At 50.9% G+C, this 26,979-nt stretch carries 25 protein-coding genes and 1 other annotated feature; of the genes, 11 read left to right on the top strand and 14 right to left on the bottom strand.

Features of this window, described 5'->3' with window-relative positions; genetic code table 11:
* Positions 1–28 precede the first annotated feature (28 nt).
* The gene (locus OGY83_RS13110; RefSeq protein WP_286636016.1) at positions 29–922 is read left to right on the top strand and encodes an AraC family transcriptional regulator; all 894 of its coding nucleotides are present in this window, start codon (positions 29–31) and stop codon (positions 920–922) included.
* On the opposite strand, the gene OGY83_RS13105 is transcribed toward OGY83_RS13110, so the two are convergent.
* Positions 919–2,241, bottom strand: coding sequence for a 6-phospho-alpha-glucosidase (locus OGY83_RS13105; protein WP_191234442.1), 1,323 nt, complete (start codon positions 2,239–2,241; stop codon positions 919–921). The two genes, OGY83_RS13110 and OGY83_RS13105, sit on opposite strands and share 4 nt — an antisense overlap.
* Positions 2,238–3,857, bottom strand: a complete 1,620-nt coding sequence (locus tag OGY83_RS13100) for an alpha-glucoside-specific PTS transporter subunit IIBC (RefSeq protein WP_191234441.1) — start codon at positions 3,855–3,857, stop codon at positions 2,238–2,240. The genes OGY83_RS13105 and OGY83_RS13100 overlap by 4 nt, the downstream gene beginning before the upstream one ends.
* A gap of 223 nt (positions 3,858–4,080) precedes the next feature.
* On the opposite strand from OGY83_RS13100, the gene OGY83_RS13095 reads away from it, so the two are divergent.
* A complete protein-coding gene (locus tag OGY83_RS13095) occupies positions 4,081–4,797 on the top strand; it encodes a GntR family transcriptional regulator (protein ID WP_191234440.1) in 717 nt (238 codons plus the stop codon).
* 2 nt (positions 4,798–4,799) lie between these two features.
* On the opposite strand, the gene OGY83_RS13090 is transcribed toward OGY83_RS13095, so the two are convergent.
* From OGY83_RS13090 to ibpA, 4 genes are all read right to left on the bottom strand, one after another.
* A complete protein-coding gene (locus OGY83_RS13090) occupies positions 4,800–6,461 on the bottom strand; it encodes a putative transporter (protein WP_286636014.1) in 1,662 nt (553 codons plus the stop codon).
* A gap of 110 nt (positions 6,462–6,571) precedes the next feature.
* Entirely contained in the window at positions 6,572–7,402 is an 831-nt protein-coding gene (gene dinD, locus OGY83_RS13085; protein WP_191227983.1) for a DNA damage-inducible protein D, read from the bottom strand.
* Positions 7,403–7,537: 135 nt separating this feature from the next.
* Positions 7,538–7,966 (bottom strand): small heat shock chaperone IbpB, encoded by a 429-nt coding sequence (gene ibpB / locus OGY83_RS13080; protein WP_003827096.1) that lies wholly within the window; start codon positions 7,964–7,966, stop codon positions 7,538–7,540.
* Between the two features lie 92 nt (positions 7,967–8,058).
* Positions 8,059–8,472 (bottom strand): small heat shock chaperone IbpA, encoded by a 414-nt coding sequence (ibpA, locus tag OGY83_RS13075; RefSeq protein WP_003023882.1) that lies wholly within the window; start codon positions 8,470–8,472, stop codon positions 8,059–8,061.
* Positions 8,466–8,538 (bottom strand) — a sequence feature (ROSE (Repression Of Heat Shock gene Expression) occurs in the 5'-region of heat shock genes and acts as an RNA thermometer to modulate expression.). (Overlaps the previous gene by 7 nt.)
* A gap of 238 nt (positions 8,539–8,776) precedes the next feature.
* On the opposite strand from ibpA, the gene OGY83_RS13070 reads away from it, so the two are divergent.
* The gene (locus OGY83_RS13070) at positions 8,777–9,109 is read left to right on the top strand and encodes a YceK/YidQ family lipoprotein (protein WP_003023879.1); all 333 of its coding nucleotides are present in this window, start codon (positions 8,777–8,779) and stop codon (positions 9,107–9,109) included.
* Between the two features lies 1 nt (position 9,110).
* Here the strand turns inward: OGY83_RS13070 and OGY83_RS13065 are convergent, their stop codons facing one another.
* Positions 9,111–10,337, bottom strand: coding sequence for a YidR family protein (locus OGY83_RS13065; RefSeq protein ID WP_079938837.1), 1,227 nt, complete (start codon positions 10,335–10,337; stop codon positions 9,111–9,113).
* A 99-nt stretch (positions 10,338–10,436) separates the two neighbouring features.
* Between OGY83_RS13065 and cbrA the strand changes: the two genes are divergently transcribed.
* Both cbrA and OGY83_RS13055 read left to right on the top strand, forming a co-directional pair.
* Positions 10,437–11,582, top strand: coding sequence for a colicin M resistance lipid reductase CbrA (gene cbrA, locus OGY83_RS13060; protein ID WP_286636013.1), 1,146 nt, complete (start codon positions 10,437–10,439; stop codon positions 11,580–11,582).
* A gap of 82 nt (positions 11,583–11,664) precedes the next feature.
* Positions 11,665–12,234 (top strand): YidX family protein, encoded by a 570-nt coding sequence (locus OGY83_RS13055; protein WP_491700941.1) that lies wholly within the window; start codon positions 11,665–11,667, stop codon positions 12,232–12,234.
* Positions 12,235–12,278: 44 nt separating this feature from the next.
* Here OGY83_RS13055 and yidA read toward each other — a convergent pair whose 3' ends face one another.
* The 5 genes from yidA to dnaA all read right to left on the bottom strand — a co-directional run bounded on the left by yidA (position 12,279) and on the right by dnaA (position 19,465).
* Positions 12,279–13,091 carry a sugar-phosphatase gene (gene yidA, locus OGY83_RS13050; RefSeq protein WP_003023871.1) on the bottom strand — a complete coding sequence of 271 codons (813 nt, stop codon included), beginning with the start codon at positions 13,089–13,091 and terminating at the stop codon, positions 12,279–12,281.
* Between the two features lie 210 nt (positions 13,092–13,301).
* Entirely contained in the window at positions 13,302–15,716 is a 2,415-nt protein-coding gene (gene gyrB / locus OGY83_RS13045; RefSeq protein ID WP_079938829.1) for a DNA topoisomerase (ATP-hydrolyzing) subunit B, read from the bottom strand.
* Between the two features lie 28 nt (positions 15,717–15,744).
* A complete protein-coding gene (gene recF, locus OGY83_RS13040) occupies positions 15,745–16,818 on the bottom strand; it encodes a DNA replication/repair protein RecF (protein WP_267454391.1) in 1,074 nt (357 codons plus the stop codon).
* A gap of 138 nt (positions 16,819–16,956) precedes the next feature.
* Complete coding sequence (dnaN, locus tag OGY83_RS13035; RefSeq protein WP_003023863.1) at positions 16,957–18,057, bottom strand: DNA polymerase III subunit beta; 1,101 nt, start codon at positions 18,055–18,057, stop codon at positions 16,957–16,959.
* Positions 18,058–18,061: 4 nt separating this feature from the next.
* Positions 18,062–19,465, bottom strand: a complete 1,404-nt coding sequence (gene dnaA / locus OGY83_RS13030) for a chromosomal replication initiator protein DnaA (protein WP_003827078.1) — start codon at positions 19,463–19,465, stop codon at positions 18,062–18,064.
* A gap of 222 nt (positions 19,466–19,687) precedes the next feature.
* Between dnaA and OGY83_RS25305 the strand changes: the two genes are divergently transcribed.
* From OGY83_RS25305 to mnmE, 6 genes are all read left to right on the top strand, one after another.
* On the top strand, positions 19,688–19,843 hold the full coding sequence (locus OGY83_RS25305; RefSeq protein WP_418219453.1) for a hypothetical protein: 156 nt from the start codon (positions 19,688–19,690) through the stop codon (positions 19,841–19,843).
* Positions 19,844–20,071: 228 nt separating this feature from the next.
* Positions 20,072–20,212, top strand: coding sequence for a 50S ribosomal protein L34 (gene rpmH / locus OGY83_RS13025; RefSeq protein ID WP_003023858.1), 141 nt, complete (start codon positions 20,072–20,074; stop codon positions 20,210–20,212).
* Positions 20,213–20,229: 17 nt separating this feature from the next.
* Positions 20,230–20,589: a ribonuclease P protein component gene (gene rnpA / locus OGY83_RS13020; RefSeq protein WP_003844432.1), complete on the top strand. Its 360-nt coding sequence runs from the start codon at positions 20,230–20,232 to the stop codon at positions 20,587–20,589.
* Complete coding sequence (gene yidD, locus OGY83_RS13015) at positions 20,553–20,810, top strand: membrane protein insertion efficiency factor YidD (RefSeq protein WP_003023846.1); 258 nt, start codon at positions 20,553–20,555, stop codon at positions 20,808–20,810. Before rnpA ends, yidD begins: the two co-directional genes overlap by 37 nt.
* A 2-nt stretch (positions 20,811–20,812) precedes the next feature.
* On the top strand, positions 20,813–22,459 hold the full coding sequence (yidC, locus tag OGY83_RS13010) for a membrane protein insertase YidC (RefSeq protein ID WP_125363078.1): 1,647 nt from the start codon (positions 20,813–20,815) through the stop codon (positions 22,457–22,459).
* Between the two features lie 105 nt (positions 22,460–22,564).
* Positions 22,565–23,929 carry a tRNA uridine-5-carboxymethylaminomethyl(34) synthesis GTPase MnmE gene (mnmE, locus tag OGY83_RS13005; RefSeq protein ID WP_003844431.1) on the top strand — a complete coding sequence of 455 codons (1,365 nt, stop codon included), beginning with the start codon at positions 22,565–22,567 and terminating at the stop codon, positions 23,927–23,929.
* A 68-nt stretch (positions 23,930–23,997) separates the two neighbouring features.
* Here mnmE and OGY83_RS13000 read toward each other — a convergent pair whose 3' ends face one another.
* Together OGY83_RS13000 and OGY83_RS12995 are read right to left on the bottom strand one after the other, a co-directional pair.
* Complete coding sequence (locus OGY83_RS13000) at positions 23,998–24,765, bottom strand: hypothetical protein (RefSeq protein WP_286636012.1); 768 nt, start codon at positions 24,763–24,765, stop codon at positions 23,998–24,000.
* On the bottom strand, positions 24,752–26,803 hold the full coding sequence (locus OGY83_RS12995; protein WP_286636011.1) for a lipase family protein: 2,052 nt from the start codon (positions 26,801–26,803) through the stop codon (positions 24,752–24,754). The genes OGY83_RS13000 and OGY83_RS12995 overlap by 14 nt, the downstream gene beginning before the upstream one ends.
* Positions 26,804–26,979 lie beyond the last annotated feature (176 nt).

The raw sequence follows: 26,979 nt of genomic DNA, 5'->3' as shown, positions 1-26,979 counted from the left end.
GGGCATAATTCTCCGGCGGGAAATTAAAATGAATGGAAAGATGCAAAGTTCGCATGTAAAAAACGAAACTACGTACAATATTCCCCTGTTGATTAACGAAAATGTGATCTCAAGCGGAATTTCATTGATCTCGCTGTGGCACACCTATGCCGACGAACATTACCGGGTTATTTGGCCACGCGATAAGAAAAAGCCACTGATAGCTAATTCATGGGTTGCTGTCTATACCGTCCAGGGCTGTGGGAAAATCCTGCTAAAAAGTGACGAACACATAACCCTCACCGGCAACTGTATAATTTTTTTAAAACCAACAGACATCCAGTCTTATCATTGTGAAGGATTAGTATGGGAACAATACTGGATGGAGTTCACGCCAACCAGCGTAATGGATATTCCGCTACGCCAACAAAGCATTATTTATAATGGAGATATTTATAATCAGGAGCTGGCCGAGGTCTCGCGATTAATTACATCACAAGACTCAATAAAAAATAATCTAGCCGTAGCCTTTCTCACAAAAATAATTTATCAATGGATTTGTCTTATTTACGCCGAAGGTAAAAAAGACCCACAGAGAATACAGATTGAAAAACTGATTGCCACTCTGCATGCCAGCCTGCAAAGGCGGTGGAGCGTGGCAGATATGGCGGCCACTATCCCCTGTAGCGAAGCCTGGCTACGTCGTCTGTTTTTACGTTACACCGGTAAAACGCCGAAAGAATATTATCTCGATGCCCGACTGGAGCTAGCGCTGTCACTATTAAAGCAGGAAGGAAATACAGTCGGACAGGTGGCGGATATGCTTAACTTTTTTGACTCATTTCATTTCAGCAAAGCCTTTAAACACAAGTTTGGTTATGCGCCGTCGGCGGTATTGAAACATGCGGACCGGCACCCAAAGGATGCCGGTCAACAGGATTAGTGCAATTCCGGCCAGTACGCTTTGTTGGCCTCGATCAGATCATCAAGAATCGCTTTTGCAACAGACGCGCTCGGCACGGTTTTCGACAAGGTGATAGCCTGCCACAAACGCTGATAAGAACGATGCTCCCAGGCATCAACCACCAACTTCTCAACCGCTACCTGCTGGCTCATCAGCCCTTTCTGGAACTGAGGTATATCACCCACCGTCAACGGTTCTGGGCCGTTATGCCCTACCAGGCACGGGATCTCGACCATCGCTTCATCATCAAAGTTATGAATAGCCCCGTTGTTCGGTACAATCAGCAACATTCTTTCCTGAGTATTAAAGGCAATAGCCGCCGCCAGATCGACAATGTAAGAAGCATGTTCGTCAATCTCCAGCTCACCAGCGGCAGAATTGCCCGCCTCAATGATTGCGCGGCAGGAACCGAACACCTGTTTTTCACGGTGGTCCATCACCTCATTGGCGCGCGTGCGCTTCGGATTAGAGTGCTGCACCACGTAATCCGGGAATAGATAGTATTTCAGATATGTATTCGGCATGGTATCCGGATCCAGCGCCTGTACATCTTTTGCCTTCGCAAAGGTATCGTTCCAGCTTGCTTCTGTGTGCGGGTCATTTGACGGAGGAACATAACCATACTGCGCCACATATTCACGCAGCTTCGGCATCAGATCGTTACCCTGCAGATCTTCAATCGATGTCCACCAGCCGAAGTGGTTCAGTCCATAGTAACGCACACGCATCTGTTTGCGGTCTTTAAGGCCAACGATCTGCGCCATCCGCCCTTCAATACCGATAGGCATATCGCAAATATTGAGGATTTTCGCATTTGGACGCAGCCGACGCGTGGCTTCAGCAACAATTGCCGCCGGATTGGAATAGTTAAGCATCCAGGCGTTTGGTGAATATTTTTCCATATAATCCACCAGTTCCAGCACGCCGCCAATAGAACGCATTCCGTAGGCAATCCCGCCCGGCCCGCAAGTTTCCTGACCTAACACCCCGTGACGTAATGGGATTTTTTCATCTTGTTCGCGCATTGGGTATTTGCCCACTCGGATATGCGCCATCACAAAATCGACATCGGTAAATGCTGCTTTAGGATCGGTGGTGTAACTAAACTCAATCTCCGGTGCCTGTTCTTTGAGGATAATTTTACACGCCTCAGCAATCACTTCCTGGCGTGCGCCATCGTTGTCATAAAATTTCAGCGCACGAAGCGGGAAACGATTCTGATTTGCCAGCAACATCAGCACGATGCCCGGCGTAAAGGTACTACCACCACCTGCGATAACCACTGAGAATTTTTTCATGATACTGCCTCCGTCATGGGGATCTGTTCGTTTGATAAAGAAGATTTCATTAGCGTTTCGAGCTGGTCACGTACCTGAGGAACGTGCAAACCAACAATGACCTGAATGCCGTTGCCGCGGCGCACAACACCGTGTGCACCCAACGCTTTGAAGACGTCATCGCTTTGCGTTTGCGCCATGTCGTAAAGCGCAATACGCAGGCGAGTAGCGCAGTTATTAATACTCTCGATATTGCCTGCGCCGCCTAAAGCCTGGAGAAAACCCGCGGCCTGACCCAATTTGGTCTCCGGCGCTGCGGCGGTAGTTTGCCCACGAGCAGCTTTGTAATCAGCTTTGGTATAGAGTTTGATTTCGCTGTCTTCTCGCCCTGGCGTTTTCAGGTTGAAGCGCAGGATCAGGGCGCGGAAGATGGCAAAATAGAGCACGGTAAAGGCCAGACCAATCGCTATCTGGGTGAACATCATTCCTGCATGGTTGTGGAACATTGGGATCCAGTTTTGCGGTAAGAACTGATCAAGCAGACCGCCGCCCATGTTGCCTACCACGCCGCAAAGATACATTACCGTCGCCATGGAAGCCGCCAGCACGGCATGTACAGCAAACAGTAAGGGTGAGATAAACAGGAAGGTAAACTCCAGCGGTTCGGTAATCCCAACCAGCACAGCCGTTAGCGTAGCGGGGATCAATAGTCCTGCCACCTTCACCCGGTTTTCTGGGGAGGCGGTGAAGTAGAGCGCCAGAGCAATGCCTAATGAACCAAAGATTTTCGAGTTGCCGTGCAGGGCAAACCCACCTTCAGGGAACAGCGTTTTCAACGATTCAGTACTTTGACTGAATTCCTGCAAATGTTGCGCCCAATAGACCTGGATGCCGCCTTCCACCGCGGCAGGGCCGAAAATAAATGGCCCATAGACGAAATGATGCAGCCCGGTCGGAATTAAAATACGCTCCAGGAAGGTATACACCCATACTCCCAGCGCACCTGCAGAACGCAGAAAAGCTTGCAGAGATTCAATCCCCATCTGCACCTTTGGCCAACCCAGCAGCGTCAGCCAGGCGCAGGGAATCATCACCAGGAAGGCAATGATCACCACAAACGATGTCCCCTGAAAAATACCGAGAAATACTGGCAAGGGTTTATCGAAATAACGGTTATGTAGAGCAGTAACAATACCGGAAATGACAATTGCGCCGATGATGCTGGTATCAAGCGTTTTAATTCCAGCCATCATCGTTAAACCACTGCCAGCAGTCGGGTCTGCGCTAAAATCCACACCGAAGAAATGTCCCCATGTCATGCCCATGGCATTGATGAAGTAATTCCACGTCAGGAAACTGACCAATACCGCCAGACAAGCACGTCCCTGAGCCTGTTTTGCCAGACCAATAGGCAGACCAACGGCGAAAATTAGCGGCATATTACGAAATACCGTCCAGCCACCTTCTTCGATGATATGAACGATTTGTGCGAACAAACTGTTGGGATCGGTAAGCGCTTCGCCCACAAAGAGCGGGTTGCGCAACATAATAGCGATACCCACGACGATACCAGCAAAGGGAAACAGCAGCACCGGGGTGAACATCGCGCCGCCAAAGCGTTGTATTTGACTGAGCATTTTCACATCCTCATAGAACAACCAGTAGGGGAGAGGCCTTTTTTTTCATCATTGCTGGCCTGATATGAGAATAGAAAGTTGCGATCCTACGGACATGGTATGCCGCTACGATTCGTGATCGCTTTCATGGTTTTAATTTCGACAATGAGGTCTACTTTTTACGTAAAAGTTAGACATCAAAAGGTCTATGGTGCGGTGATTAAAAGAAAAAAGAGGTCTGGTAGTGATCTACAAATCAATTGCGGAACGACTACGAATTCGACTGAATTCTTCTGATTACAACATCGGTAGCCCGCTACCTGGCGAAAAAAAGCTTGCCGAAGAGTTTGCGGTGTCACGAATGACGATCCGTAAAGCAATTGATATGTTGATTGGCTGGGGATTGGTCGTACGCCGTCATGGGAGTGGAACTTATGTAGCGCGCAAAGATGTCCATCATGAAACCACCAATCTAACCGGACTGGCGGAAGTGCTGAAGAGACAGGGAAAAGAAGTCACCAGTGAGGTACTGGTTTTTGAAGTGATGCCCGCACCACCGGCAATTGCCAGTCAGCTGCGTATCCAGATTAATGAACGTATCCACTTCTCACGCCGTGTTCGCTATGTGGACGGCAAACCGCTGATGCTTGAAGACAGCTACATGCCGGTAAAATTATTCCGTAATCTGTCACTGGCACATCTGGAAGGATCAAAATTCGATTATATCGAGAAAGAGTGCGGGATAACAATCAGCGGCAACTATGAAAGTCTGACCCCCGTACTTGCCGATAAGCAGCTCTCCGCACAGATGAACGTACCTGAACAGACGCCGTTATTACGCATTACCTCGTTGTCATACAGCGATAGCGGGGAATTTCTAAATTATTCAGTCATGTTCAGAAACGCCAGCGAGTACCAGGTGGACTACCACTTACGGCGCGTCCACCCGGACCAGTCCTGACGCTAACCCAGCCCCCAGAAGAGCACCGCCAGCAGCTGCGGGGTGATAATCCTCAAGAACATGACCAGCGGGTAAACGGTGGCGTAGGAGAGCGCAGCCGCCCCGCTGGTGGCATGCAGGTTGTTAGCAAACGCCAAAGCCGGGGGATCGGTCATTGAACCAGCCAACATGCCGCACAGCGTCAGATAGTTCATTTTGGCGAAGATTCGCGCCAGCAAGCCCACGGTAATGAGCGGAATCGCGGTAATGAAAATACCGTAGCCCACCCAGCTCAGGCCATCTCCCTGCGTCAGGGTATGAACAAAATCACCGCCTGACTTCAGACCAACCACCGCGAGAAACAGCACGATCCCCAACTCTCGCAGCGCAAGGTTAGCGCTGGGAGGCATAAACCAGTACAGCTTACCGATGCTACCAATACGCCCCAGGATCAAGGCCATAATCAGCGGCCCGCCGGCCAACCCCAGTTTCAACGCCACCGGGAACCCCGGGATGAACAGCGGGATTGAACCCAGCAGAACACCCAGCCCGATACCGATAAATACCGGCAGCATCTGCACCTGCTGCAGTTTTTGCTGCGCGTTACCCACAACATTGGCAACAGCATCAATGGACGAAGGACGCCCCACCAGATTAAGGATATCGCCGAATTGCAGGCTGGCGTCACTGCTGGCTACCAGCTCAACCCCCGCACGGTTCAGACGGGAGATAACCACGTCGTAACGTTCCTTAAAGTGCAGGTCGCGAATACGTTTACCCAGCACCTGCTCGTTGGTCACCACCACGCGTTCAACGCGTAAGTCGGTACCTCGCGTCGACAGCGATGTATCAACCTCCTGCCCAATCACTACCTGCGCATTGTGCAAATCACCAGGCTGACCAACCAGGTGTAGCAGATCGCCCATCTGGATAATCGTCCCCGGTGACGGCACCATCAATGTCTCTTCACGTTTAAGACGCGAGCAGATGATTTTATCGCTGTTCAGAATCGGGACATCCTGAATCGCCATATTGTTGATGTTTGGGTTTTCCACACGAATGTTCATCGTCTGAATCAGCGCGTGCCCGTTGGTCAGCGTGGATTCATGCTGCTGGGCTTCAGCATCGACGTTAACGCGGAAAATAAGGCGCATCAGCCACATGGTGAGTAAAATTCCGCAAATGCCGAAAGGATAGGCCATGGCATAGCTCATCCCCATCTGATCCACCACATCGCCAGGCGTACCCAAATCGCGCAAAATCTGCTGCCCCGCGCCTAACGCCGGGGTATTGGTGACCGCACCGGAAAATATTCCCAGCACTACGGGAAGAGGAATGGCAAAAATTTTATGCAGGAGCGCGGTGACCAGGCCACCCATGATGACAATCAGCACAGCAAACAGATTCAGCCGCAGGCCCGAAACGCGCAGAGAAGCAAAAAAGCCCGGCCCCACCTGAATACCGATGGTGTAGACGAAAAGAATCAGGCCAAATTCCTGAATAAAATGCAGCATGTCGCCGCTCAGGGTCATCCCTGCCTGATCGACAAAATGCCCGACGATAATACCGCCGAACAGCACGCCTCCGATGCCAAAACCCACACCACGTATTTTTATGTTGCCGATCCATAACCCGACAACTGCCACCAATGCCAGAACACTGACCGTCAATGCTATATCACTCATTATCCTGTTCCCTGTGAATAACATTTCATTTAACGAGGATTATGACTGAACCGTTCAGGCATGAATGCAGAGTGGCGCACATTATCATGCTACAGAGCGCCCTGGTGCGCTTACGAAGGGCTTTCTTTACTGTTTTTCTTCACGCCAATTTGTAATTGCTGAATGCTTTTTTCTGGCAATGGCAGCGCTTCTGGCATCGTGCCACCCAGATCATGAATAGTCTGACGAACTTTACGTCCAACTTCGTAATGAGTCTGATTAGCTTGTTGTTTGGTGTTAACAGAGTCTCTGCGCAGTTTGTCTTCCGTCTGCGTTGCCCGAAACAGATTTGCCGCAAGCTCTGTAGACCCCATGTGATCGAGAATTTTCTGGCTTTTCTTCAACCCTTTACGTTCATGAATCGCTCGCTGATCTAAACCACCATAAAGCCCCTTGTAACCATGGTTTTGAAAGATAGCAAAATCGAAAGTGGTCTCTACACCAGCCAGTTGTGCTGTTTCAACCAGATGCTTATTGTGCTCTTTTAGTTCCTTGCGTAAGAACAAACGCTTTTCATCCTCACGCAGAGATTTAAAAGCAGCATCATCGGCCAACTCCTGACGCCGGGTTTGAATAGCAAAGTAGGTTTGCCCTGCCGCAATAACAGGTTTCGCGGGATCACCATTTTGCACGACCAGATAACATGCGTAGCGGGAGAGATGAAAATCATCAAGGGCTCTGGAGGCTCCAGAACCTAGCTCAACCATTTTGTTAGTCTCAACGAAATGGTCAGCAACCAATTGCTCGCTTACCTCGCATGACACCATAGCTTTCAATATAACTTTCTGAAAATTACGCCATTCTTTATATTCAAGTAATGGTGCTAATGCCCGGGCAGACCAATATTCAACCCCGGCATCATCAAACTGTTTCATCGCTTCAAATGGCTGATGTTCACTCATAAAAACATTCCCTCGTTAAGAGCATTAATACTGGATGTTTTTACAGTGAAACACTCGTTGCAACAAGTCAGTTTCATGTGGGCTGACGCACAAAAAAGCCCCGTCATTTCTGGCGGGGCAAAGGCATGGAGCTATTTAACTGTCTAATGCGGGACGTTCGCTGATGGCGATACGTTGTGGAGCAATGGTTTCAGGTTCATTCCGGGTCAAATCAATATGCAGCAAGCCGTTAGTGAAGCTTGCGCCGGAGACCTCCATATTTTCAGCCAGCGTAAAGCTCAGGCTGAACGGCTGAGTGACCAGCCCCTGATGCAACCATTTGGTCTCTTTTTCCGGCTGCTGCGGCGTACCTTTCACGGTCAGGCGCGTGCCTTCCAGTTGAATATCCAGATCTTCCTGGCGGAAACCGGCTAACGCAAGGGTAATGCGGTAGTGGTTATCATCGCTCTTTTCGATGTTATAAGGCGGGAAGCTCTGGCTTTCACCGGTGTTTTGCAAGGCATTGGCCAGTTTGTCAAAACCGATCCATTGACGCAGCAGTGGGGATAAATCGTAGTTACGCATAATAATCTCCTTCTAAGAAGCGAGTAGGTACCTTTCGGCTCCCTGACGGCAAGCCGATGACTTAGCAAGGCCGCCTGAAGCGGCCTACAGAATTAGTTGATTTCGATGCGGCGCGGTTTGTTCGCTTCAGGAATCACGCGCTCAAGATCGATATACAGCAGACCATTTACCAGGTTTGCGCCGCGAACATGAATGTTCTCCGCTAACTGGAACTTGCGTTCAAAGTTGCGCTCGGCAATACCCTGATACAGGTAAGTACGTTCTTTTTGATCGTCCGCATGGGCGCCTTTTACCACCAGCAGATTGTCCTGGGCAGTAATTTCCAGTTCGCTTTCAGCAAAACCGGCAACGGCAATTGCAATGCGGTAATGGTTTTCGTCTACCAGCTCAACGTTGTACGGAGGGTAGCCGCCATTGCTTTGGCCCTGATTGTTTTCCAGCAGGTTAAACAGACGGTCAAAACCAATAGCAGAACGGTACAGCGGGGATAAATCAAAGTTACGCATAATCAATAGCTCCTGAAATCAGCGAGAATAATTGACCTTCCATCATGGACAGGTCAGGTAGCCAGGACACCCATCAGGCATGCCCTTCATTTGTCTACACTCTAAAAATGGGTCTTAATACAAACTTTTCAAGCGTATTCATCTGACTTTTTTTGCAGTTTGTTGTCTATTGCATACACTGGGGGGAGCAGTTGTTCTCGTTAAATCGCGATGGCCGCCACAGTGCGACGAAATGGTGATGTTATTTTCGCAACGGATCGCTTTAACTCACCATGCAAACACGATAAATACAGATGAATAAATGATGATTAAAAAAATGTTGGTAACACTGACGATGTGTAGTGGGATGGCGTTTGTAAGCGGCTGTTCCAGCATCATGTCGCATACCGGTGGCAAAGAAGGGACGTATCCTGGCACGCGAGCCAGTGCCACAATGATTAGCGAAAGTGATACTAACTGGGGAACCAAGTCGCTGGCAATTCTGGATATGCCTTTCACCGCGGTGCTCGATACGGTATTGCTACCATGGGATCTCTTTCGCAAAGATAACTCGGTGAGATCCCGCGTAGAAAAGAGCGAGGAGAGAACCCAGGCCACGAACGCCGTTATTCCTCCGGCAGAAATGTCCGCTCCATAAATTAACGCCCGGTTTCAGTCACCCACAGCTGGCGAAAACCCTCGACGTCTTCCATCCACGCAACCTGTCTACCATCAGGGGAGAAGACGATCGCATCGGCCGATGGTGGGTTACCATGACGTTCCGTTAAAAAATCAATCTCGCCCGTTTGAACATCACAACAGGCTATTCTGTTCTCCAGTACAAACCCCAGCCACTTCCCCGATGGGTGCCAGTTAAAGGCTGACTGAATATTCGTAGCGCACTGGGTAAGCTGACGCGGCTCTCCCCCCTGTGGGGAAATCAGCCATAGCTGCACAATACCATTGTCATCACGCATTAAAAACGCAATCTCAGATGCCTTTGGATTACTGCGTACCCAGTGGCGAGGTTGGTTCACCAGCCCCGGAAAGCCGCGCTCATGGGTAAACGTCAGACGGCGTTGGCAAATACCGGATGGCGGCGCAGGCATGGTCATGTCAGTCCCCTCCAGAGGCGCGTCCCCCGGCTGTTTCCAGCCGCTTTCATCCTGTGGCAAATCGACAATAAACAGCTCCGGTACTTTCTCGCCAGTGGCTGATAGCGTATCGCCGATAAACGCCAGCCTGTTTTCGCCTACCCAGCCCTCTTCATAGGCGCGGTTAATCTCATCGCTACTCGGTTTTGGCGTTGGTGTCGTCTGGCTCACCAGCACGCACCAATGGCTGCCACTGTATTCACGCGGATGCTGCGCGGAGACCTTCACCGGACCATACGGTGCAGCCACGCCGACGTTGCGTAAATCGAGCGCCGGAGAACGCTCATGCAGTACATGGTCGTTATAAGTGAAGCTAACAAACTCGCCGTTCGGGCTAAAAACATGCACATGAGTGCCGCCGCGCAGCGCGCCTGGCGTGTACGGCGCGGTAATATCCATCGCATCCAGATTAACCACCTCCGCCTGCGAAGCAATCACCCCACGACGATGATGGAAGTCGTAATGCCATGTTTCATCGGGATTTTCAGGCCCGTGAATGAATACATATTTTTCCGACTTTGGATGAACGGTCACCACGCCAACATGCGATCCCTGAGTAGCTCGGTAAATCACCTCCAGCTCGCCAGTATGGATATTGACGCGCTCAATTGTTTCACCAGTAAAAGAGGCGCCGGAAGGACGTACATCAAAGACCAGCCACTGGCTGTCCGGTGTCCAGGTGTTGATATTGGTAAGCTGATGATTACGCGGCGTAAAGGTGATTTGCTTCATGGGATGCCCTGATACAAGACGATTTCAGCAATCATACTTCACAAGCACTTCACTTTCAGGCTTTAGCGTATCGCCATCTTCATTTTTGCGGACAGAAAGATGGAACATTTTGACGTAGCGATTATCGGATTAGGCCCGGCAGGCGCAGCGCTGGCGCGGCAGTTGAGCGGAAAAATGCGCGTGATTGCGTTGGATAAAAAACGCCAGTGCGGTAACGAAGGTTTCACTAAACCCTGCGGCGGTCTGCTGGCCCCGGACGCCCAGCGTTCGTTTATCCGCGATGGGATAACCTTACCCGTTGATGTCATCGCTAACCCGCAGATTTTTAGCGTTAAAACGGTTGATGTTGCCGCTTCTTTGACGCGTAACTACCAGCGCAGTTACATTAATATCAACCGCCATGCTTTTGATTTATGGCTTAAATCTCTCATCCCTGATGATGTGCAGGTGTACCACGACAGCCTGTGCCGGAAAATCTGGCGCGAGGGCGATAAATGGCATGTTATCTTCCGCGCCGACGGTTGGGAGCAGCAGATCACCGCGCGTTATCTGGTGGGGGCAGACGGTGCGAATTCACTGGTACGCCGTCATCTCTATCCCCAACACCAAATCCGTCAATATGTCGCTATTCAACAATGGTTTGCGGAAAAACATCCCGTACCGTTCTATTCCTGTATTTTTGATAACGATGCAACTGACTGTTATTCCTGGAGTATCAGCAAAGATGGCTATTTTATCTTTGGTGGCGCCTACCCCATGAAGGACGGCCAGGCACGCTTTGACGCGCTGAAAGAGAAGCTGGAAGCGTTCCATTTCCAGTTCGGCAAACCGGTGAAAAGTGAAAAATGTACGGTGCTATTCCCCTCACGCTGGAAAGACTTCGTCTGCGGAGAGGACAACGCATTTTTGATTGGCGAAGCGGCCGGTTTTATCAGCGCCAGCTCGCTGGAAGGGATTAGCTATGCGCTGGACAGCGCGGAGATCCTCAAATCGGTACTGCTGCGGGATACGCCAGATATGAATCACGCTTACCGTAAAGCCACCCGCAAGCTACGCCTTAAACTGTTTGGCAAAATCCTGAAAAGTCGCGCCCTGACATCGGCGTTTTCCCGTAAATGGATAATGCGCAGCGGCGTGGCGCATATTCCCTTGGCAAAATCTGAAAGTCACCCGCCAGCAAAAGAAAAGCGTGATAAATCGCGTAGTATGGCCATGACATTACGGCGCGTTTTTTTAAGGGATTAAGTTGAACATAAAACATAGCTGGTTGGTAAAATCGCTGGTCGTATCATCGCTTAGCGTTATGTTATCAGGGTGCCTGAGCTTTATGTGGCTCAAAGCAGGCGATCCACAAACAACAAGGGAAAAGTGGAAAACAGACACCGTTATTGGCTTATCGTCAGGTAAAGATAATGATGGTAATGAAGGCTATGTCTTTGTCGGCAAAACGTTTGATTATCTGATAACCAGTGGTGCCGAAAGCGTGGTGAAGTTGCTGCAAGATCCGCAAATCGACCGTCATAATTTACAGGCCGTTGATATCGCCGAATTCATCATCAGCGACAATAAAAAGGGATTTAAAGGCGTATTAACGCTTAAATACACAGGGGAAACGCAGGACGTTAAACAAGTGCTTACGGGCTACGGTTTTGACTGCTCAGCGCAATACTGCACTAAAAATCTATCCAAACTGGAAGGGACAATCCATAAAAAAAGCACCAAACAGGATTACTCGCAGATGCTTACGTTTTATCATCCATTTACCGTGGGTTTTTACGAATATAAAACCTCACATATACCCGAATTCGTCACAAACGGACTGCTGCCCATTACTATCACTCTGGATGTCGTAACCTCTCCATTACAAATATTATTTTTTAATTATTATCACCAATAAATATTTAAATGGGCAAATGTAACAAGGCACTTGCCCATATTTTCTTAATTCAGCGCAAATTTCTCAATGGCATACGCGACGCCATCTTCAAGGTTGGATTTCGTCACGAAGTTGGCGATTTCTTTGACTGATGGAATAGCGTTGTCCATGGCAACGCCCACGCCTGCGTATTCAATCATCGCGATGTCGTTTTCCTGATCGCCTATCGCCATCACCTCTTCGGCTTTAATACCTAACGCATCGGCCAGCGATTTTACACCTGTCCCTTTATTGACGCGTTTATCGAGGATTTCGAGGAAATACGGCGCACTTTTCAGCACGGTGTACTTCTCTTTTACTTCCGCAGGTATACGCGAGATAGCTTTATCAAGGATCTCCGGCTCATCAATCATCATAACTTTCAGGAACTGGGTTGCAGGATCCATTTTCTCGGCTTCACAGAACACCAGCGGGATGGTCGCGACAAACGATTCGTGCACCGTGTAGTAGCTGATATCACGGTTCGCGGTATACAACGTATTGCGATCGAGAGCGTGGAAATGTGAGCCTACTTCCCGTGAAAGCTGCTCCAGGTAACGATAATCATCATAGCTCAGCGCGGTTTGCGCCACGGTACTGCCATCCCCTGCTTTCTGCACCAGCGCACCGTTGTAGGTAATGCAGTAGTCACCGGGTTGTTCCATATGTAGTTCTTTCAGATAGCTGTGAACGCCGGCATACGGGCGTCCCGTGGTCAGCACCACATTCACGCCACGCGCGCGCGCCGCGGCAATCGCCGTTTTGACCGCAGGTGAAATGGTGTGATCGGGCAGCAGAAGTGTGCCATCCATGTCGATAGCAATAAGTTTGATAGCCATGAGTTCCCCGGATTAAATGAGTCCGTCCTCATGCTAACGCGATTCCGCTCAAAAAACAGCTACGAAAAGGGGGATAGAAAGGGGAATCGAGATTCCCCTTTTTGTAGATTGGTTGTCGTTTGTAGGCCTGATAAGCAACGCGTCATCAGGCACAATACAACGTCTTGCCGGATGGCGGCGTAAACCGCCTTATCCGGCCTACAGATTGGCTTAAATATCGATGTTCGCCGCTTTCAGGGCGTTCTCTTCGATAAATGCGCGACGCGGTTCAACGGCATCGCCCATCAGCGTAGTGAACAGCTGGTCGGCAGCAATAGCATCCTTCACGGTAACGCGCAGCATACGACGGCTTTCCGGATCCATGGTGGTTTCCCACAGCTGTTCCGGGTTCATCTCGCCCAGACCTTTATAACGCTGGATAGCGAGGCCACGACGAGACTCTTTCTGCAGCCATTCCAGCGCCTGCTCGAAGCTGGCAACCGGCTGGCGACGCTCGCCACGTTCGATAAACGCATCGTCTTCGATCAGTCCGCGCAGCTTCTCGCCAAGCGTACAAATACGACGGTATTCGCCACCGGTCACAAATTCATGCTCCAGCGGATAATCGGTATCCACACCGTGGGTACGGACGCGAATCACCGGCTCGAACAGGTTCAGTTCAGCGTCTTTACGCACAAAGCTGTTCCAGGTGCTGCCGTGCATTTCGTTTTCATTCAGCACGTTAACCAGCTGAGAAACCCAGGCAGTGACTTTCGCTTCATCAGCGAGATCGGCTTCATCTAGCGTCGGTTGATAAACCAGTTCTTTCAGCAGCGCTTTCGGGAAACGACGTTCCATACGGCCAATCATTTTCTGCGTCGCGTTGTATTCAGAAACCAGTTTCTCTAACGATTCACCTGAAAGGGCTGGTGCGCTGGCGTTGGTGTGCAGCGATGCGCCATCCAGAGCGATAGAGATCTGGTACTGATCCATCGCTTCGTCATCTTTAATGTACTGTTCCTGCTTGCCTTTTTTCACTTTGTACAGCGGTGGCTGCGCAATGTATACGTGGCCGCGCTCAACGATTTCCGGCATCTGACGATAGAAGAAGGTCAACAGCAGCGTACGGATGTGCGAGCCGTCGACGTCCGCATCGGTCATGATGATGATGCTGTGATAACGCAGTTTATCCGGGTTGTACTCGTCACGACCGATGCCGCAGCCAAGCGCGGTGATCAGCGTCGCGACTTCCTGAGAGGAGAGCATCTTGTCGAAGCGCGCTTTCTCAACGTTGAGGATTTTACCCTTCAGCGGCAGAATCGCCTGGTTCTTACGGTTACGTCCCTGCTTCGCAGAGCCGCCCGCGGAGTCCCCTTCCACCAGGTAGAGTTCAGAGTGAGCCGGATCGCGCTCCTGACAGTCCGCCAGCTTGCCCGGCAGACCGGCTAAGTCCAGCGCGCCTTTACGACGGGTCATTTCACGTGCGCGACGTGCAGCTTCACGGGCGCGCGCAGCATCGATAATTTTACCGACGACGATTTTCGCGTCAGACGGGTTTTCCAGCAGGTATTCGCTCAGCAGTTCGTTCATCTGCTGTTCTACCGCCGATTTCACCTCAGAGGAGACCAGCTTGTCTTTGGTCTGCGAGGAGAACTTCGGATCCGGTACTTTCACAGAAACAACGGCAATCAGGCCTTCACGGGCATCGTCACCGGTGGCGCTGACTTTCGCTTTTTTGCTGTAGCCTTCTTTGTCCATGTAGGCGTTCAGGGTACGGGTCATCGCCGCACGGAAGCCTGCAAGGTGAGTACCGCCGTCACGCTGCGGAATGTTGTTGGTGAAGCAGTAGATGTTTTCCTGGAAACCATCGTTCCACTGCAGCGCAACTTCAACGCCGATACCGTCTTTTTCGGTGGAGAAGTAGAAGATATTCGGGTGGATCGGCGTTTTGTTTTTGTTGAGGTATTCAACAAACGCCTTGATGCCGCCTTCGTAGTGGAAATGGTCTTCTTTGCCGTCGCGCTTGTCGCGCAGACGAATAGAGACGCCGGAGTTCAGGAATGACAGCTCGCGCAGACGCTTAGCCAGAATGTCGTATTCAAATTCAACGACGTTGGTAAAGGTTTCATGGCTTGGCCAGAAACGGACCTGAGTCCCCGTCAATTCAGTTTCGCCAGTTACCGCCAGCGGCGCCTGCGGCACACCGTGCACGTAAGTTTGCTGATGCACTTTGCCTTCACGACGAATCACCAGTTCCAGTTTCTGTGACAGGGCGTTAACGACGGAAACACCCACGCCGTGCAGACCGCCGGAAACTTTATAGGAGTTATCATCGAATTTACCGCCTGCGTGCAAAACGGTCATGATAACTTCCGCTGCCGAAACGCCCTCTTCCGGGTGAATACCGGTTGGGATACCACGGCCATCATCGGTAACGGACACGGAATTGTCAGCGTGAATCGTTACCACGATATCTTTACAGTGACCCGCGAGCGCTTCGTCGATAGCGTTATCTACCACCTCGAATACCATGTGGTGCAGACCGGTGCCGTCATCCGTGTCGCCGATATACATACCCGGGCGCTTACGCACCGCATCCAGTCCTTTCAGGACTTTGATACTGGAGGAGTCATAAGAATTCGACATCAACGTTTCTCGCTCATTTTATCTTGGGTTAATCCGTTATTTTACCCTTTTCCACGGTAAACATCTTCGAATTTTCATCGGACATGTCTATAACGTGTTCAGCGCTGATTGCGCTGACAAAGACCTGAGATTGCGTGGCTTTTAAGCGGCTGGCCAGCAGTCCGCGACGCGCGTCATCCAGTTCAGAGGCAAAATCATCTATCAGGTACAGGCAGCGCCGCCCGCTTTCACGGGTCAGGAACTCCCCTTGCGCCAGACGTAAGGCGCACATCAGCAGCTTTAGCTGCCCACGCGACAACGTATCTTCCACCGGCGCACCGTCGGCGCGAATGCGGAAATCCGCCTTATGCGGGCCGTGCGCAGTGTAGGTCAACATGCGATCGCGTTCAAAACTGCGTTCCAGCACTTCGGCATAATCCGTCTCTTTCTCCCAGCCGCGCTGGAATGAGAAGGAGAGAGAAAACTCAGGAAGAAACTGCTGGCAGGTATCCGCCATATCCTGCGCGATACCGGCGCTGTACTCCGCGCGCCAGGTGCTGATTTGTTCCGCCAGTGGGATCAGTTCTTTATCCCACGGGCGCAGTTGCTCATAACGACTCACCTGGCGCAGTGCTGCATTGCGCTGCTTGAGCAGTCGCTTCAGGTTGCTCCAGGCGGTGAAAAATCCGGCTTCATTGTGAAAGCATCCCCAGTCAAGGAATGCTCTTCTGTATTTGGGGCCGCCATTGAGTAAAGTAAACCCCTCAGGCGTGATCAGCTGCATCGGCATCAGGTGCGCCAGTTCCGCGACCTTGTGCCCGTCAGTGCCGTCAATGCGCACTTTGCTGTCGCCCAGCTTGTCTTTCGTCAGGCCAATCGACGTCTCACGTTCTTCACCCTGCAAACGCCCGTGTAAAACAAACGACTCCTGCTCGTGGCGAATCACGCGGCCAATCTGCAAACTACGAAACGCCCGACCGTGGCCGAGCGTATAGATAGCTTCCAGTACGCTGGTTTTGCCGCTGCCGTTCGCGCCAACCAGGAAGTTAAAGCCGGGGGATAAAGCGAGATCCGCGCTTTCGATATTGCGGAAATCTTTGATTAGCAGTCGGGATAGCGACATATCAACTCATAACCAGGGCGTTATCGTCGCAGTTAGTCTGGTTACGGCCAGCGCACAGCAACCGGAGCGTACTGAAGTACGTGAGGATTGCGAGCACTGCCCGGAGCCAGAATAACAAGTAAGATAGCCCGATATTTTTTACAAGCGCATAGGCATGACAACATAGGCCGCGCTTTGGCTGGCTGCATCTTCAATCTGTACGCTCGATACGGAATCGGTCAGCAGAATACGTACGTTTTCGCACTTCAGCGCATTCAGAACATCCAGTACGTAGCTCACGTTAAAGCCGATTTCCAGTTCTGTACCAGGATAGGAAACATCCAGAATTTCTTCCGCTTCTTCCTGCTCCGGGTTGTTGGCAGTGATTTTGAGCTGATTTTCGCTGACATACAGACGCACGCCGCGGAATTTCTCGTTAGAGAGGATCGCCGCACGAGCAAACGCCTGTTTGAGGATATCGCAACCGGCTTCCAGATGTTTGTCCGGATTCTTCGGCAATACGCGGCGATAATCCGGGAAACGGCCATCAACCAGCTTAGAGGTAAAGATGAAGTCACCAACGTGCGCACGAATGTTGTTGCTGCCAATCTGCACGCGCAGCGGGTTATCGCCGCCGTCGAGCATACGCATCAGTTCAATCACGCCTTTACGCGGTACGATTACCGAATGGCTAGGTAACGGCTGACCAACAGGCATTGAACAGACAGCCAGGCGGTGACCGTCGGTCGCCACGGTACGCAGCTCTTCCCCTTCGGTTTCAAACAGCATGCCGTTTAAGTAGTAACGTACGTCCTGATGCGCCATCGAAAACTGCGTGGCTTCAATCAGGCGCTTCATCGTCGCCTGCGGCAGGGTGAATTCGACTTCGCTCTGCCAGTCGTCCAGATTCGGGAAGTCGGCGGCAGGCAGCGTAGACAGCGAGAAACGGCTGCGGCCAGAACGCACCAGCATACGGTCGCCTTCCAGTTGAACGGCAATTTCCGCACCTTCCGGTAATCCACGGCAAATATCGAAGAATTTACGCGCCGGAACGGTGGTCGCACCAGGTTCATGAGGCTGGATTAGCGCCACGCGCGCCACCATCTCCATCTCGAGATCGGTACCGGTCAGCGAAAGCGTGCCGTCAGCAACCTGCAGCAGCAGGTTTCCGAGAATAGGCAGTGTAGGACGTCCACCCAGCGGGCCGCTGACCTGCTGAAGCGGTTTTAATAAATGTTCACGTTCAACGGTAAATTTCATAGCGTCACGAAGATAATGTTCTGATTAAATTGGAGAAATCTTCTTTAATATCATGGCTTTCTTCACGCAACTGCTCAATCTTGCGGCAGGCATGAAGCACGGTAGTATGGTCACGCCCACCAAACGCGTCGCCAATTTCCGGCAGACTGTGGTTAGTGAGCTCTTTTGCCAGCGCCATCGCCATCTGGCGCGGACGAGCTACCGAGCGAGATCGACGCTTAGAAAGCAGATCCGCAATTTTGATTTTGTAATACTCCGCCACCGTCTTCTGAATATTGTCGATGGTGACCAGCTTTTCCTGCAAAGCCAGCAGATCGCGCAGCGCTTCGCGCACGAAATCGATAGTAATCGCCCGGCCGGTAAAATTGGCGTTGGCGATCACGCGGTTCAGTGCACCTTCCAGCTCACGTACGTTAGAGCGTAGACGCTTGGCAATAAAGAACGCGACTTCACCCGGCAGACGAATGTCGTTTTCGTCGGCTTTTTTCATCAGGATCGCAACGCGCGTTTCCAGTTCAGGCGGTTCGATCGCGACAGTCAGTCCCCAGCCGAAACGGGATTTCAGACGATCTTCAACGCCGTTGATCTCCTTCGGATAGCGATCCGAGGTCAGGATGATCTGCTGATTGCCTTCCAGCAGGGCGTTAAAGGTGTGGAAAAACTCTTCCTGCGATCGTTCTTTATTCGCGAAGAATTGAATATCGTCAATCAGCAGAGCGTCAACGGAACGGTAGTAGCGTTTAAACTCTTCGATCGCGTTGTTTTGCAGGGCTTTGACCATGTCCTGCACAAAACGCTCGGAGTGCATATACACCACTTTAGCGTTTGGCTTACGCGCCATAATGCCGTTACCGACAGCGTGCAACAGGTGGGTTTTACCCAGACCCGTACCGCCATAAAGGAATAACGGATTGTAGGCGCCGCCAGGATTGTCCGCAACCTGACGTGCCGCCGCGCGCGCCAGCTGGTTAGATTTACCTTCAACGAAGTTATCAAACGTGTGTTTGACGTTGACGTTAGAACGATAGGTAGGTTCTGCCGGAGCCGGGACGTTATCCCAGCCTGGACGCGCCGCCGGAGCTGCACGTTGTGGTTGCACTTGCTGAGCCACGTGGGCGGGCGCAACAACGTTGTTGACCGGCGTTTTCAGCGTTTGCGTGACGGGTTTAGTACCGACTTCAAAGCGCAGCTGTGGGGCATCCGCTCCACAGAAATTATTGAGTAATCCATTAATATTATTAAGGTATTTATCCCTTACCCAATCGAGCACGAAACGGTTTGGCGCATACAAAGCCAGCGTGTTATCGCTCAGTTCCGCCTGCAACGGGCGTATCCACATACTGAACTCTGTGGCTGGTAACTCATCCTGCAATCGGGCAAGACACTGCTGCCAAAGCGAAAGTGACACGGCGGACTCCACTCGAACAAAAGTCGATAAATGACAAAGGCTGAAACATTCATGATTGTTGACGCACATCGACAAGACCCTATGCAAAGGGTGACGTGCGAATTGCTATCTGCAATTTTTACCCGATCAGGATCCATTGAAACGATCAGGACCGCGGATCATAGCGTAAACTGAGAAAGAGATCTTCTGTTTCTCACAGATTCTTCCCGATTTATCCACAGGATGATCCAGAATCGGCTAAGTGTAAACGATCCTGGAGAAGTGCTGCAGGTTTTAGCGCGCATATTGAAAAAATTAATGAGTAAAGATGCTTTACTGCTTAAACGATCTAATAAAGATCCCGAGCGATCCTTGCGCTTTATCCACCAGCCCGTATAATTCTTACCCCCAGCGAGTAACGGTCGCCTTACGGCGTCAACGCTGCCTGTTTTTTACGCGAAACCATGCGGAAAAAAGCGGGAAATAAGGAAAGAGAATTGACTCCGGAGTGTACAATTATTACAATCCGGCCTCTTTAATCACCCACACTGTGGCGTAAGTCGTTCGAAATTCGTTCGGGTATACGCAAAAGTCAGTGAATTTATTCAAGTTTAGGTAGAAATCGCCATGAAACGCACTTTTCAACCGTCTGTACTGAAGCGCAACCGTTCTCACGGCTTCCGTGCTCGTATGGCTAATAAAAATGGTCGTCAGGTTCTGGCACGTCGTCGTGCTAAAGGCCGTTCTCGTCTGACCGTTTCTAAGTAATAAAAGCTAGCCCCTGAGTGGTTAAGCTCGCATTTCCCAGGGAGTTACGTTTGTTAACTCCCACTCATTTCACATTCGTCTTCCAGCAGCCACAACGGGCTGGCACGCCGCAAATCACCATCCTCGGCCGCCTGAATTCGCTGGGGCATCCCCGTATCGGTCTTACAGTCGCCAAGAAAAATGTTAAACGTGCGCATGAACGCAATCGGATTAAACGTCTGACGCGTGAAAGCTTCCGTTTACGTCAGCACGAGCTTCCAGCAATGGATTTCGTGGTGGTGGCGAAAAAAGGGGTTGCTGACCTCGATAACCGTGCTCTCTCGGAAGCGTTGGAAAAATTATGGCGTCGCCATTGTCGCCTGGCTCGCGGGTCCTGATAGCCCTCATTCGGGTCTATCAACGCCTGATCAGTCCGCTGCTTGGGCCGCATTGCCGTTTCACTCCAACCTGTTCGAGCTACGGAATTGAGGCATTGCGCAGGTTTGGAGTGATAAAAGGCAGTTGGTTGACGGTGAAACGCGTATTAAAATGCCACCCTTTACACCCTGGTGGTGACGATCCCGTCCCGCCCGGACCATTTGATACCAGAGAACACTAACGATGGATTCGCAACGCAATCTTTTAGTCATCGCTTTGCTGTTCGTGTCTTTCATGATCTGGCAAGCCTGGGAGCAGGATAAAAACCCGCAACCTCAGGCCCAACAGACCACGCAGACAACGACCACCGCAGCGGGTAGCGCCGCAGACCAGGGCGTACCGGCCAGTGGCCAGGGGAAACTGATTACGGTTAAAACTGACGTGCTTGATCTGACCATCAACACCCGTGGTGGTGATGTGGAACAGGCTTCACTGCCAGCTTACCCGAAAGAACTCGGTTCTACCGAACCGTTCCAGTTACTGGAAACCACGCCACAGTTCATCTACCAGGCACAGAGTGGCCTGACAGGTCGTGACGGCCCGGATAACCCGGCTAACGGCCCACGTCCGCTGTACAACGTCGATAAAGACGCGTTTGTACTGGCTGACGGTCAGAACGAACTGCAGATCCCGATGACCTATACTGACGCAGCGGGTAACACATTCACTAAAACGTTTGTACTCAAGCGTGGTGAATATGCTGTCAACGTTAACTACAGCGTGCAGAACGCCGGCGAAAAACCGCTGGAAGTCTCCACCTTTGGTCAGTTGAAGCAATCCATCAATCTGCCATCTCATCGCGACACCGGTAGCAGCAACTTTGCGCTGCACACCTTCCGTGGCGCGGCGTACTCCACGCCGGATGAGAAGTATGAGAAATACAAATTCGACACCATTGCTGAAAACGAAAACCTGAACGTCAATGCTAAAGACGGCTGGGTCGCAATGCTGCAACAGTATTTCGCAACGGCATGGGTTCCGCGTAACGACGGCACCAATAACTTCTATACCGCTAACCTGGGTAACGGCATTGCCGCTATCGGCTATAAATCACAGCCGGTACTGGTACAGCCTGGCCAGACTGGCGCGATGACCAGCACCCTGTGGGTCGGCCCGGAAATTCAGGATAAAATGGCGGCCGTTGCACCGCACCTGGATCTGACCGTGGATTACGGCTGGTTGTGGTTCATTTCTCAGCCGCTGTTTAAACTGCTGAAGTGGATCCATAGCTTCCTGGGTAACTGGGGCTTCTCCATCATCGTTATCACCTTTATCGTTCGTGGCATCATGTACCCGCTGACCAAAGCGCAGTACACCTCCATGGCGAAGATGCGTATGCTGCAGCCGAAGATTCAGGCTATGCGTGAGCGTCTGGGCGATGACAAACAGCGTCAGAGCCAGGAAATGATGGCCCTGTACAAAGCTGAGAAGGTTAACCCGCTGGGCGGCTGCTTCCCGCTGATCATCCAGATGCCAATCTTCCTGGCGTTGTACTACATGCTGATGGGCTCCATTGAACTGCGTCATGCGCCGTTCGCTCTGTGGATCCATGACCTGTCTGCACAGGACCCGTACTACATCCTGCCGATTCTGATGGGCGTGACGATGTTCTTCATTCAGAAGATGTCTCCGACCACTGTAACCGACCCGATGCAGCAGAAGATCATGACCTTTATGCCGGTCATCTTCACCGTGTTCTTCCTGTGGTTCCCGTCAGGTCTGGTGCTGTACTATATCGTCAGCAACCTGGTAACCATTATTCAGCAGCAGCTGATTTACCGTGGTCTGGAGAAACGTGGCCTGCATAGCCGCGAGAAGAAAAACTCCTGATTCGGTGTAGGCCGGATTAGGCGAAGCCGCCATCCGGCAGACGGAATATAAAGTAAAGGGCGGTCATTAGACCGCCTTTTTTATTGCATTAAGAAGAGACAAACCATGAGCCATAACGACACCATCGTCGCTCAGGCCACCCCACCGGGACGTGGTGGCGTGGGTATCCTGCGTATCTCCGGCCTGAAAGCGCGTGAGGTCGCAGAAACTGTACTGGGGAAACTGCCCAAACCACGTTATGCCGATTATCTGCCGTTTAAAGACGCGGATGGCAGCACGCTGGATCAGGGGATTGCCCTGTGGTTCCCCGGCCCAAACTCCTTTACCGGTGAAGACGTTTTAGAGCTTCAGGGCCACGGCGGTCCGGTAATTCTTGACCTGCTGCTCAAACGTATTCTGACCATTCCCGGACTGCGTATTGCCAGGCCGGGTGAATTCTCCGAGCGAGCGTTTCTCAATGATAAGCTCGATTTAGCCCAGGCAGAGGCAATTGCTGACCTGATCGATGCCAGCTCAGAGCAAGCCGCTCGCTCGGCGCTGAACTCGTTGCAGGGCGCATTTTCCGCACGGGTAAATCATCTTGTGGAAGCGCTCACTCACCTGCGCATCTATGTCGAAGCGGCGATCGACTTCCCGGATGAAGAAATCGACTTCCTGTCTGACGGCAAGATTGAAGCGCAACTCAACAGCGTTATCAGCGATCTTGATGCCGTGCGTGCGGAAGCGCGTCAGGGCAGCCTGCTGCGCGAAGGGATGAAGGTGGTGATCGCCGGGCGTCCAAACGCCGGGAAATCGAGCCTGCTGAACGCGCTGGCTGGCCGTGAGGCGGCCATTGTCACCGACATTGCCGGGACGACCCGCGACGTACTGCGTGAGCATATTCATATCGACGGCATGCCGCTGCACATCATCGACACCGCCGGTCTGCGTGATGCCAGCGATGAAGTTGAACGCATCGGTATCGAACGTGCCTGGCAGGAAATTGAACAGGCCGACCGCGTACTGTTTATGGTTGATGGCACCACCACCGACGCCGTGGACCCGGCTGACATCTGGCCAGACTTTATTGCCCGTCTGCCAGCCAAACTGCCGATCACCGTGGTGCGTAACAAAGCGGATATTACCGGTGAGACGCTGGGCCTTAGCGAAGTAAATGGCCACTCACTGGTTCGTCTCTCAGCACGAACCGGTGAAGGCGTTGACGTACTGCGTAACCATCTCAAACAGAGCATGGGCTTTGAAACCAATATGGAAGGCGGCTTCCTGGCGCGTCGTCGTCACCTGCAGGCGCTGGCAGAAGCGGCGGAGCATCTCGAACAAGGAAAAGCCCAACTACTCGGAGCATGGGCCGGAGAATTGCTGGCAGAGGAGCTACGTCTGGCGCAGCAGAACCTCAGTGAAATCACCGGAGAGTTTACCTCCGACGATCTGCTGGGACGGATTTTCTCCAGCTTCTGTATTGGTAAGTAATTCTTCAGAAATTGGCCATTAATAAAAAATCCCGCCAGCACATTCTCTGGCGGGAACTACATAAATCATCATTTCATCGACAGCAATTTTTCATAGCTGGGATAAATATGCGGGATCTTTTCACTACTGCCATCGGGATAAGTTGCCGTAAGTTTGCCTGGAGCATCTGGAGGTGTCAATGTAACAACTTTATCGAAATGAATGACTGGCTCAATAAGGATGTTTTGAGTATTCCTAAGCCGAAAACGCCTTCGCCATTTTTCAGGGCCGGTATTTCCACCAAATAATTTCAATGTTGTTTGATTAAATAAATGGCTAATAAATACTTCAGGGAAATAATCCGTTTTTAAGTCAAGATCTCCACTGACCTCTTTTGCCCTCCCTGTCCCATATCCATCACTGAGGCCATAATCTCCAAAATCAAAGATATAACTGGTTTCAATGACTTCTTTTCCTTTCACCAGTGGAATATTATCCGCAATCCTGAAACTTACTCTCAGTGAATTTAGCTGCCACTGGCACGGCCCGCCACCATCAATGGCAATACTGGTCTGCCACAGCCCCCCCATACCCTGCCGGACGAAAGGCTGCGTAAAACCGTTGTATCCCCGCACAGGATAAGATTCAAAGCTGGAGTTATAGCTTTTATCCATACACTTTTCAGAGCGGTAAAGAATCTGCATCGGCATTAGAGTGATGCCCTCTGGCATCCGGAATAACACGCTGACACGTCGGGCATTATCAGGAGGGGAAAGTGTCTGATCTGTGTTATCTCCACAACCGCAAAGTGGTGCAATAGTTAACATAATAACGGTAGTTATCTTAAAATAATTCAACGCTTTCCTCCGTCGCCGCCGCGAAACGGGTCAGGGCATTGCGGCCAATTTCATCAGACTCCGTGAGTTGCAGGGCTATCGGCAGTAAATCCTGAAGCATCAGAAATTCACGGTTACGCTGGATCTCATCTGGCTGCCCGTTACTGGATGCACTTTTCTCAACCTCATCGCGAAAGCGCATCCGCATTTCTTTTCTTCTCATCTTTAGCTCCGGATTTGCCAGTTCAAGCAGTTGATTATGGATGTAGGGCAAATAGCGGTGCGCCATCGAATGGTTTTGCGGGTCCGTACCTAAACCGTTCAGCGTTGGATTGGTATTTTTCGGAAAGGTCTTTGTCAGAGCATGCGGTGCGAGGCACTGGATGAACGTTTCCTGATGCTTACCGCTAGATTTCAGACATTCATCATTCAGAGAAGGAACCAGATATAGTTTCACCCCCACAAAATGGCGCGTGTAGATCTGTCCATCAAGTAGAGTTTTGTGGTTCGGGCTGGCAACCCGCATTGAACACTGCTCAGCCAGGAAAAAAACCACCGTTTTACCGTGATGCCAGTAAGGATCTTTTTTATCTACAAGTCCCACAGACTGATAAGTCATATCACGAACTGCGCCCCCAAGACCGGCAGCAGTCGTCAGTGACCAGTCAAACCCCAGCTTGTCTCCCAGCAGTCCCCATTTTTTATAAAAAGCGTTATCCAAATCAGCATCCGGAGGGATTTGTGTAATTGAGTCATTGTCGTTGACGTGCCGGTAATGGGTAATGCTGTCCAGAAAAGATATTGCCGCACGGGTAAATGTACGCGGCATTCCGTAGGTATACAGTATGGGATAACTGACTTTCATCTCGGCAGCATAAAGTAATGCCAAAGCTCCCCCCAAGCTGTGACCACAAATAAATAGCGTCTTCGTTCCTTGCTCTAAAGCCCGATTAACCGCATTCAAATTATCCTCAAATTTCCTGTTGGCCAGCTCATAAGCCTCCAGAAATCCTCCATGAACATTTCCCGCCCCGGCCAGTTCCGGCAAACAACATTTTGGTGCAAATGATAAATCAGTTAGCACATTCAACAGGCTATCAGTCCCGCACCATGCAACCAGCACATGTGTGCCACATTCCACCGTAAAGAGCCGGGTGTCCCCCTCCGGTTGATCACTATCTTTCGTGCTCAGATACACTGGTGGGAGATAGCGGTCATGAAAAGGAACATCGACCGCCAGCGTGTGGTACCAGGAAGGAAATTCAGCAAACTGAGGAATGCATGATAGATCCTGACACTTTTTCCGGAAGAAATAGTTGATAGTTTTATTATCTTTTTCTGCCGCATAAACCAGGTCAGCCATAATGCCGAGATTCAGTGCGTTGGCGAAGTCATAGTCTTTTGTGTCGTGCAATGCCAATACCCATGCCCGAAATGGACAAATTTCAATAACGTGTCTTTTTTCCAGCAACTCACAGGGGATCTCCGTCCCCTTCAAGGAGCGATTCGGTGGGAAATGGAATTCCGGAGCCTCCGGTTCATCCCAGCCTTCAATCAACGGCAGGCGGTCGCATAATTCCCCGATAGTGACATAGTGATACACATGATTAGCCGCTTCTGTTATTTCCTGTACATTCGATCGCCAGCTATTGTCACGGAGGCCCGACCAGAAAATATTTTTACTCTCTGGCTGGCTATTAGGATTACGCCTGACGCCCAGTGGCCGCAGTGTCATCTCGTCAGCCAGTTGCTGCCCATCCGTCTTAACGTCTACAGTTATCCAGTAAAGATCATCAAACCGGACCAATCCTTGATTGTCGGTAACGCCCGCCGGAGGGTTGGGGGGAGGCGTTGGGCTGTAGCTGTTTTCATGCTGATGCCACACTGATGATGTCAGCGGACGATATTCCAGCCTTACATTAAGTCCGCATACAGGAATGTTGTTCTCATCGACGAACTGCAGTTCAAGCCAGTATTTATGCTGCTCTCCACGACAGTAAACGATTTTTCCTTTCGGGTTTATACTCGTAACACAAGTATTATCACCAATAATATCCACACCAATACCTTTTACTTTGTATGGTTATATTTAATTCATCTTATCTCGCACATTTCTTAACCAATATAAATACATTCCGAATTAATAATATTTTCCTAACAGGAAATCACTGTTGTCCAAATGGCAACTCGTGCAGTTGACTCTCTGACCGTATGCTTAGCGCCACATTTCTCATG

It is taken from the genome of Citrobacter sp. Cpo090 (assembly GCF_030332665.1).
Lineage (GTDB): Bacteria > Pseudomonadota > Gammaproteobacteria > Enterobacterales > Enterobacteriaceae > Citrobacter > Citrobacter portucalensis.
This window is presented reverse-complemented; position numbering and strand designations above follow the sequence as displayed.

Coding starts and splice junctions, on each gene's coding strand:
- OGY83_RS13110 (WP_286636016.1), top strand. CDS start 29: ATGAATGGAAAGATGCAAAGTTCGCATGTAAAAAACGAAACTACGTAC.
- OGY83_RS13105 (WP_191234442.1), bottom strand. CDS start 2,241: ATGAAAAAATTCTCAGTGGTTATCGCAGGTGGTGGTAGTACCTTTACG.
- OGY83_RS13100 (WP_191234441.1), bottom strand. CDS start 3,857: ATGCTCAGTCAAATACAACGCTTTGGCGGCGCGATGTTCACCCCGGTG.
- OGY83_RS13090 (WP_286636014.1), bottom strand. CDS start 6,461: ATGAGTGATATAGCATTGACGGTCAGTGTTCTGGCATTGGTGGCAGTT.
- dinD (WP_191227983.1), bottom strand. CDS start 7,402: ATGAGTGAACATCAGCCATTTGAAGCGATGAAACAGTTTGATGATGCC.
- ibpB (WP_003827096.1), bottom strand. CDS start 7,966: ATGCGTAACTACGATTTATCCCCACTGCTGCGTCAATGGATCGGTTTT.
- ibpA (WP_003023882.1), bottom strand. CDS start 8,472: ATGCGTAACTTTGATTTATCCCCGCTGTACCGTTCTGCTATTGGTTTT.
- OGY83_RS13070 (WP_003023879.1), top strand. CDS start 8,777: ATGATTAAAAAAATGTTGGTAACACTGACGATGTGTAGTGGGATGGCG.
- OGY83_RS13065 (WP_079938837.1), bottom strand. CDS start 10,337: ATGAAGCAAATCACCTTTACGCCGCGTAATCATCAGCTTACCAATATC.
- cbrA (WP_286636013.1), top strand. CDS start 10,437: ATGGAACATTTTGACGTAGCGATTATCGGATTAGGCCCGGCAGGCGCA.
- OGY83_RS13055 (WP_491700941.1), top strand. CDS start 11,665: ATGTGGCTCAAAGCAGGCGATCCACAAACAACAAGGGAAAAGTGGAAA.
- yidA (WP_003023871.1), bottom strand. CDS start 13,091: ATGGCTATCAAACTTATTGCTATCGACATGGATGGCACACTTCTGCTG.
- gyrB (WP_079938829.1), bottom strand. CDS start 15,716: ATGTCGAATTCTTATGACTCCTCCAGTATCAAAGTCCTGAAAGGACTG.
- recF (WP_267454391.1), bottom strand. CDS start 16,818: ATGTCGCTATCCCGACTGCTAATCAAAGATTTCCGCAATATCGAAAGC.
- dnaN (WP_003023863.1), bottom strand. CDS start 18,057: ATGAAATTTACCGTTGAACGTGAACATTTATTAAAACCGCTTCAGCAG.
- OGY83_RS25305 (WP_418219453.1), top strand. CDS start 19,688: ATGATCCAGAATCGGCTAAGTGTAAACGATCCTGGAGAAGTGCTGCAG.
- rpmH (WP_003023858.1), top strand. CDS start 20,072: ATGAAACGCACTTTTCAACCGTCTGTACTGAAGCGCAACCGTTCTCAC.
- yidD (WP_003023846.1), top strand. CDS start 20,553: ATGGCGTCGCCATTGTCGCCTGGCTCGCGGGTCCTGATAGCCCTCATT.
- yidC (WP_125363078.1), top strand. CDS start 20,813: ATGGATTCGCAACGCAATCTTTTAGTCATCGCTTTGCTGTTCGTGTCT.
- mnmE (WP_003844431.1), top strand. CDS start 22,565: ATGAGCCATAACGACACCATCGTCGCTCAGGCCACCCCACCGGGACGT.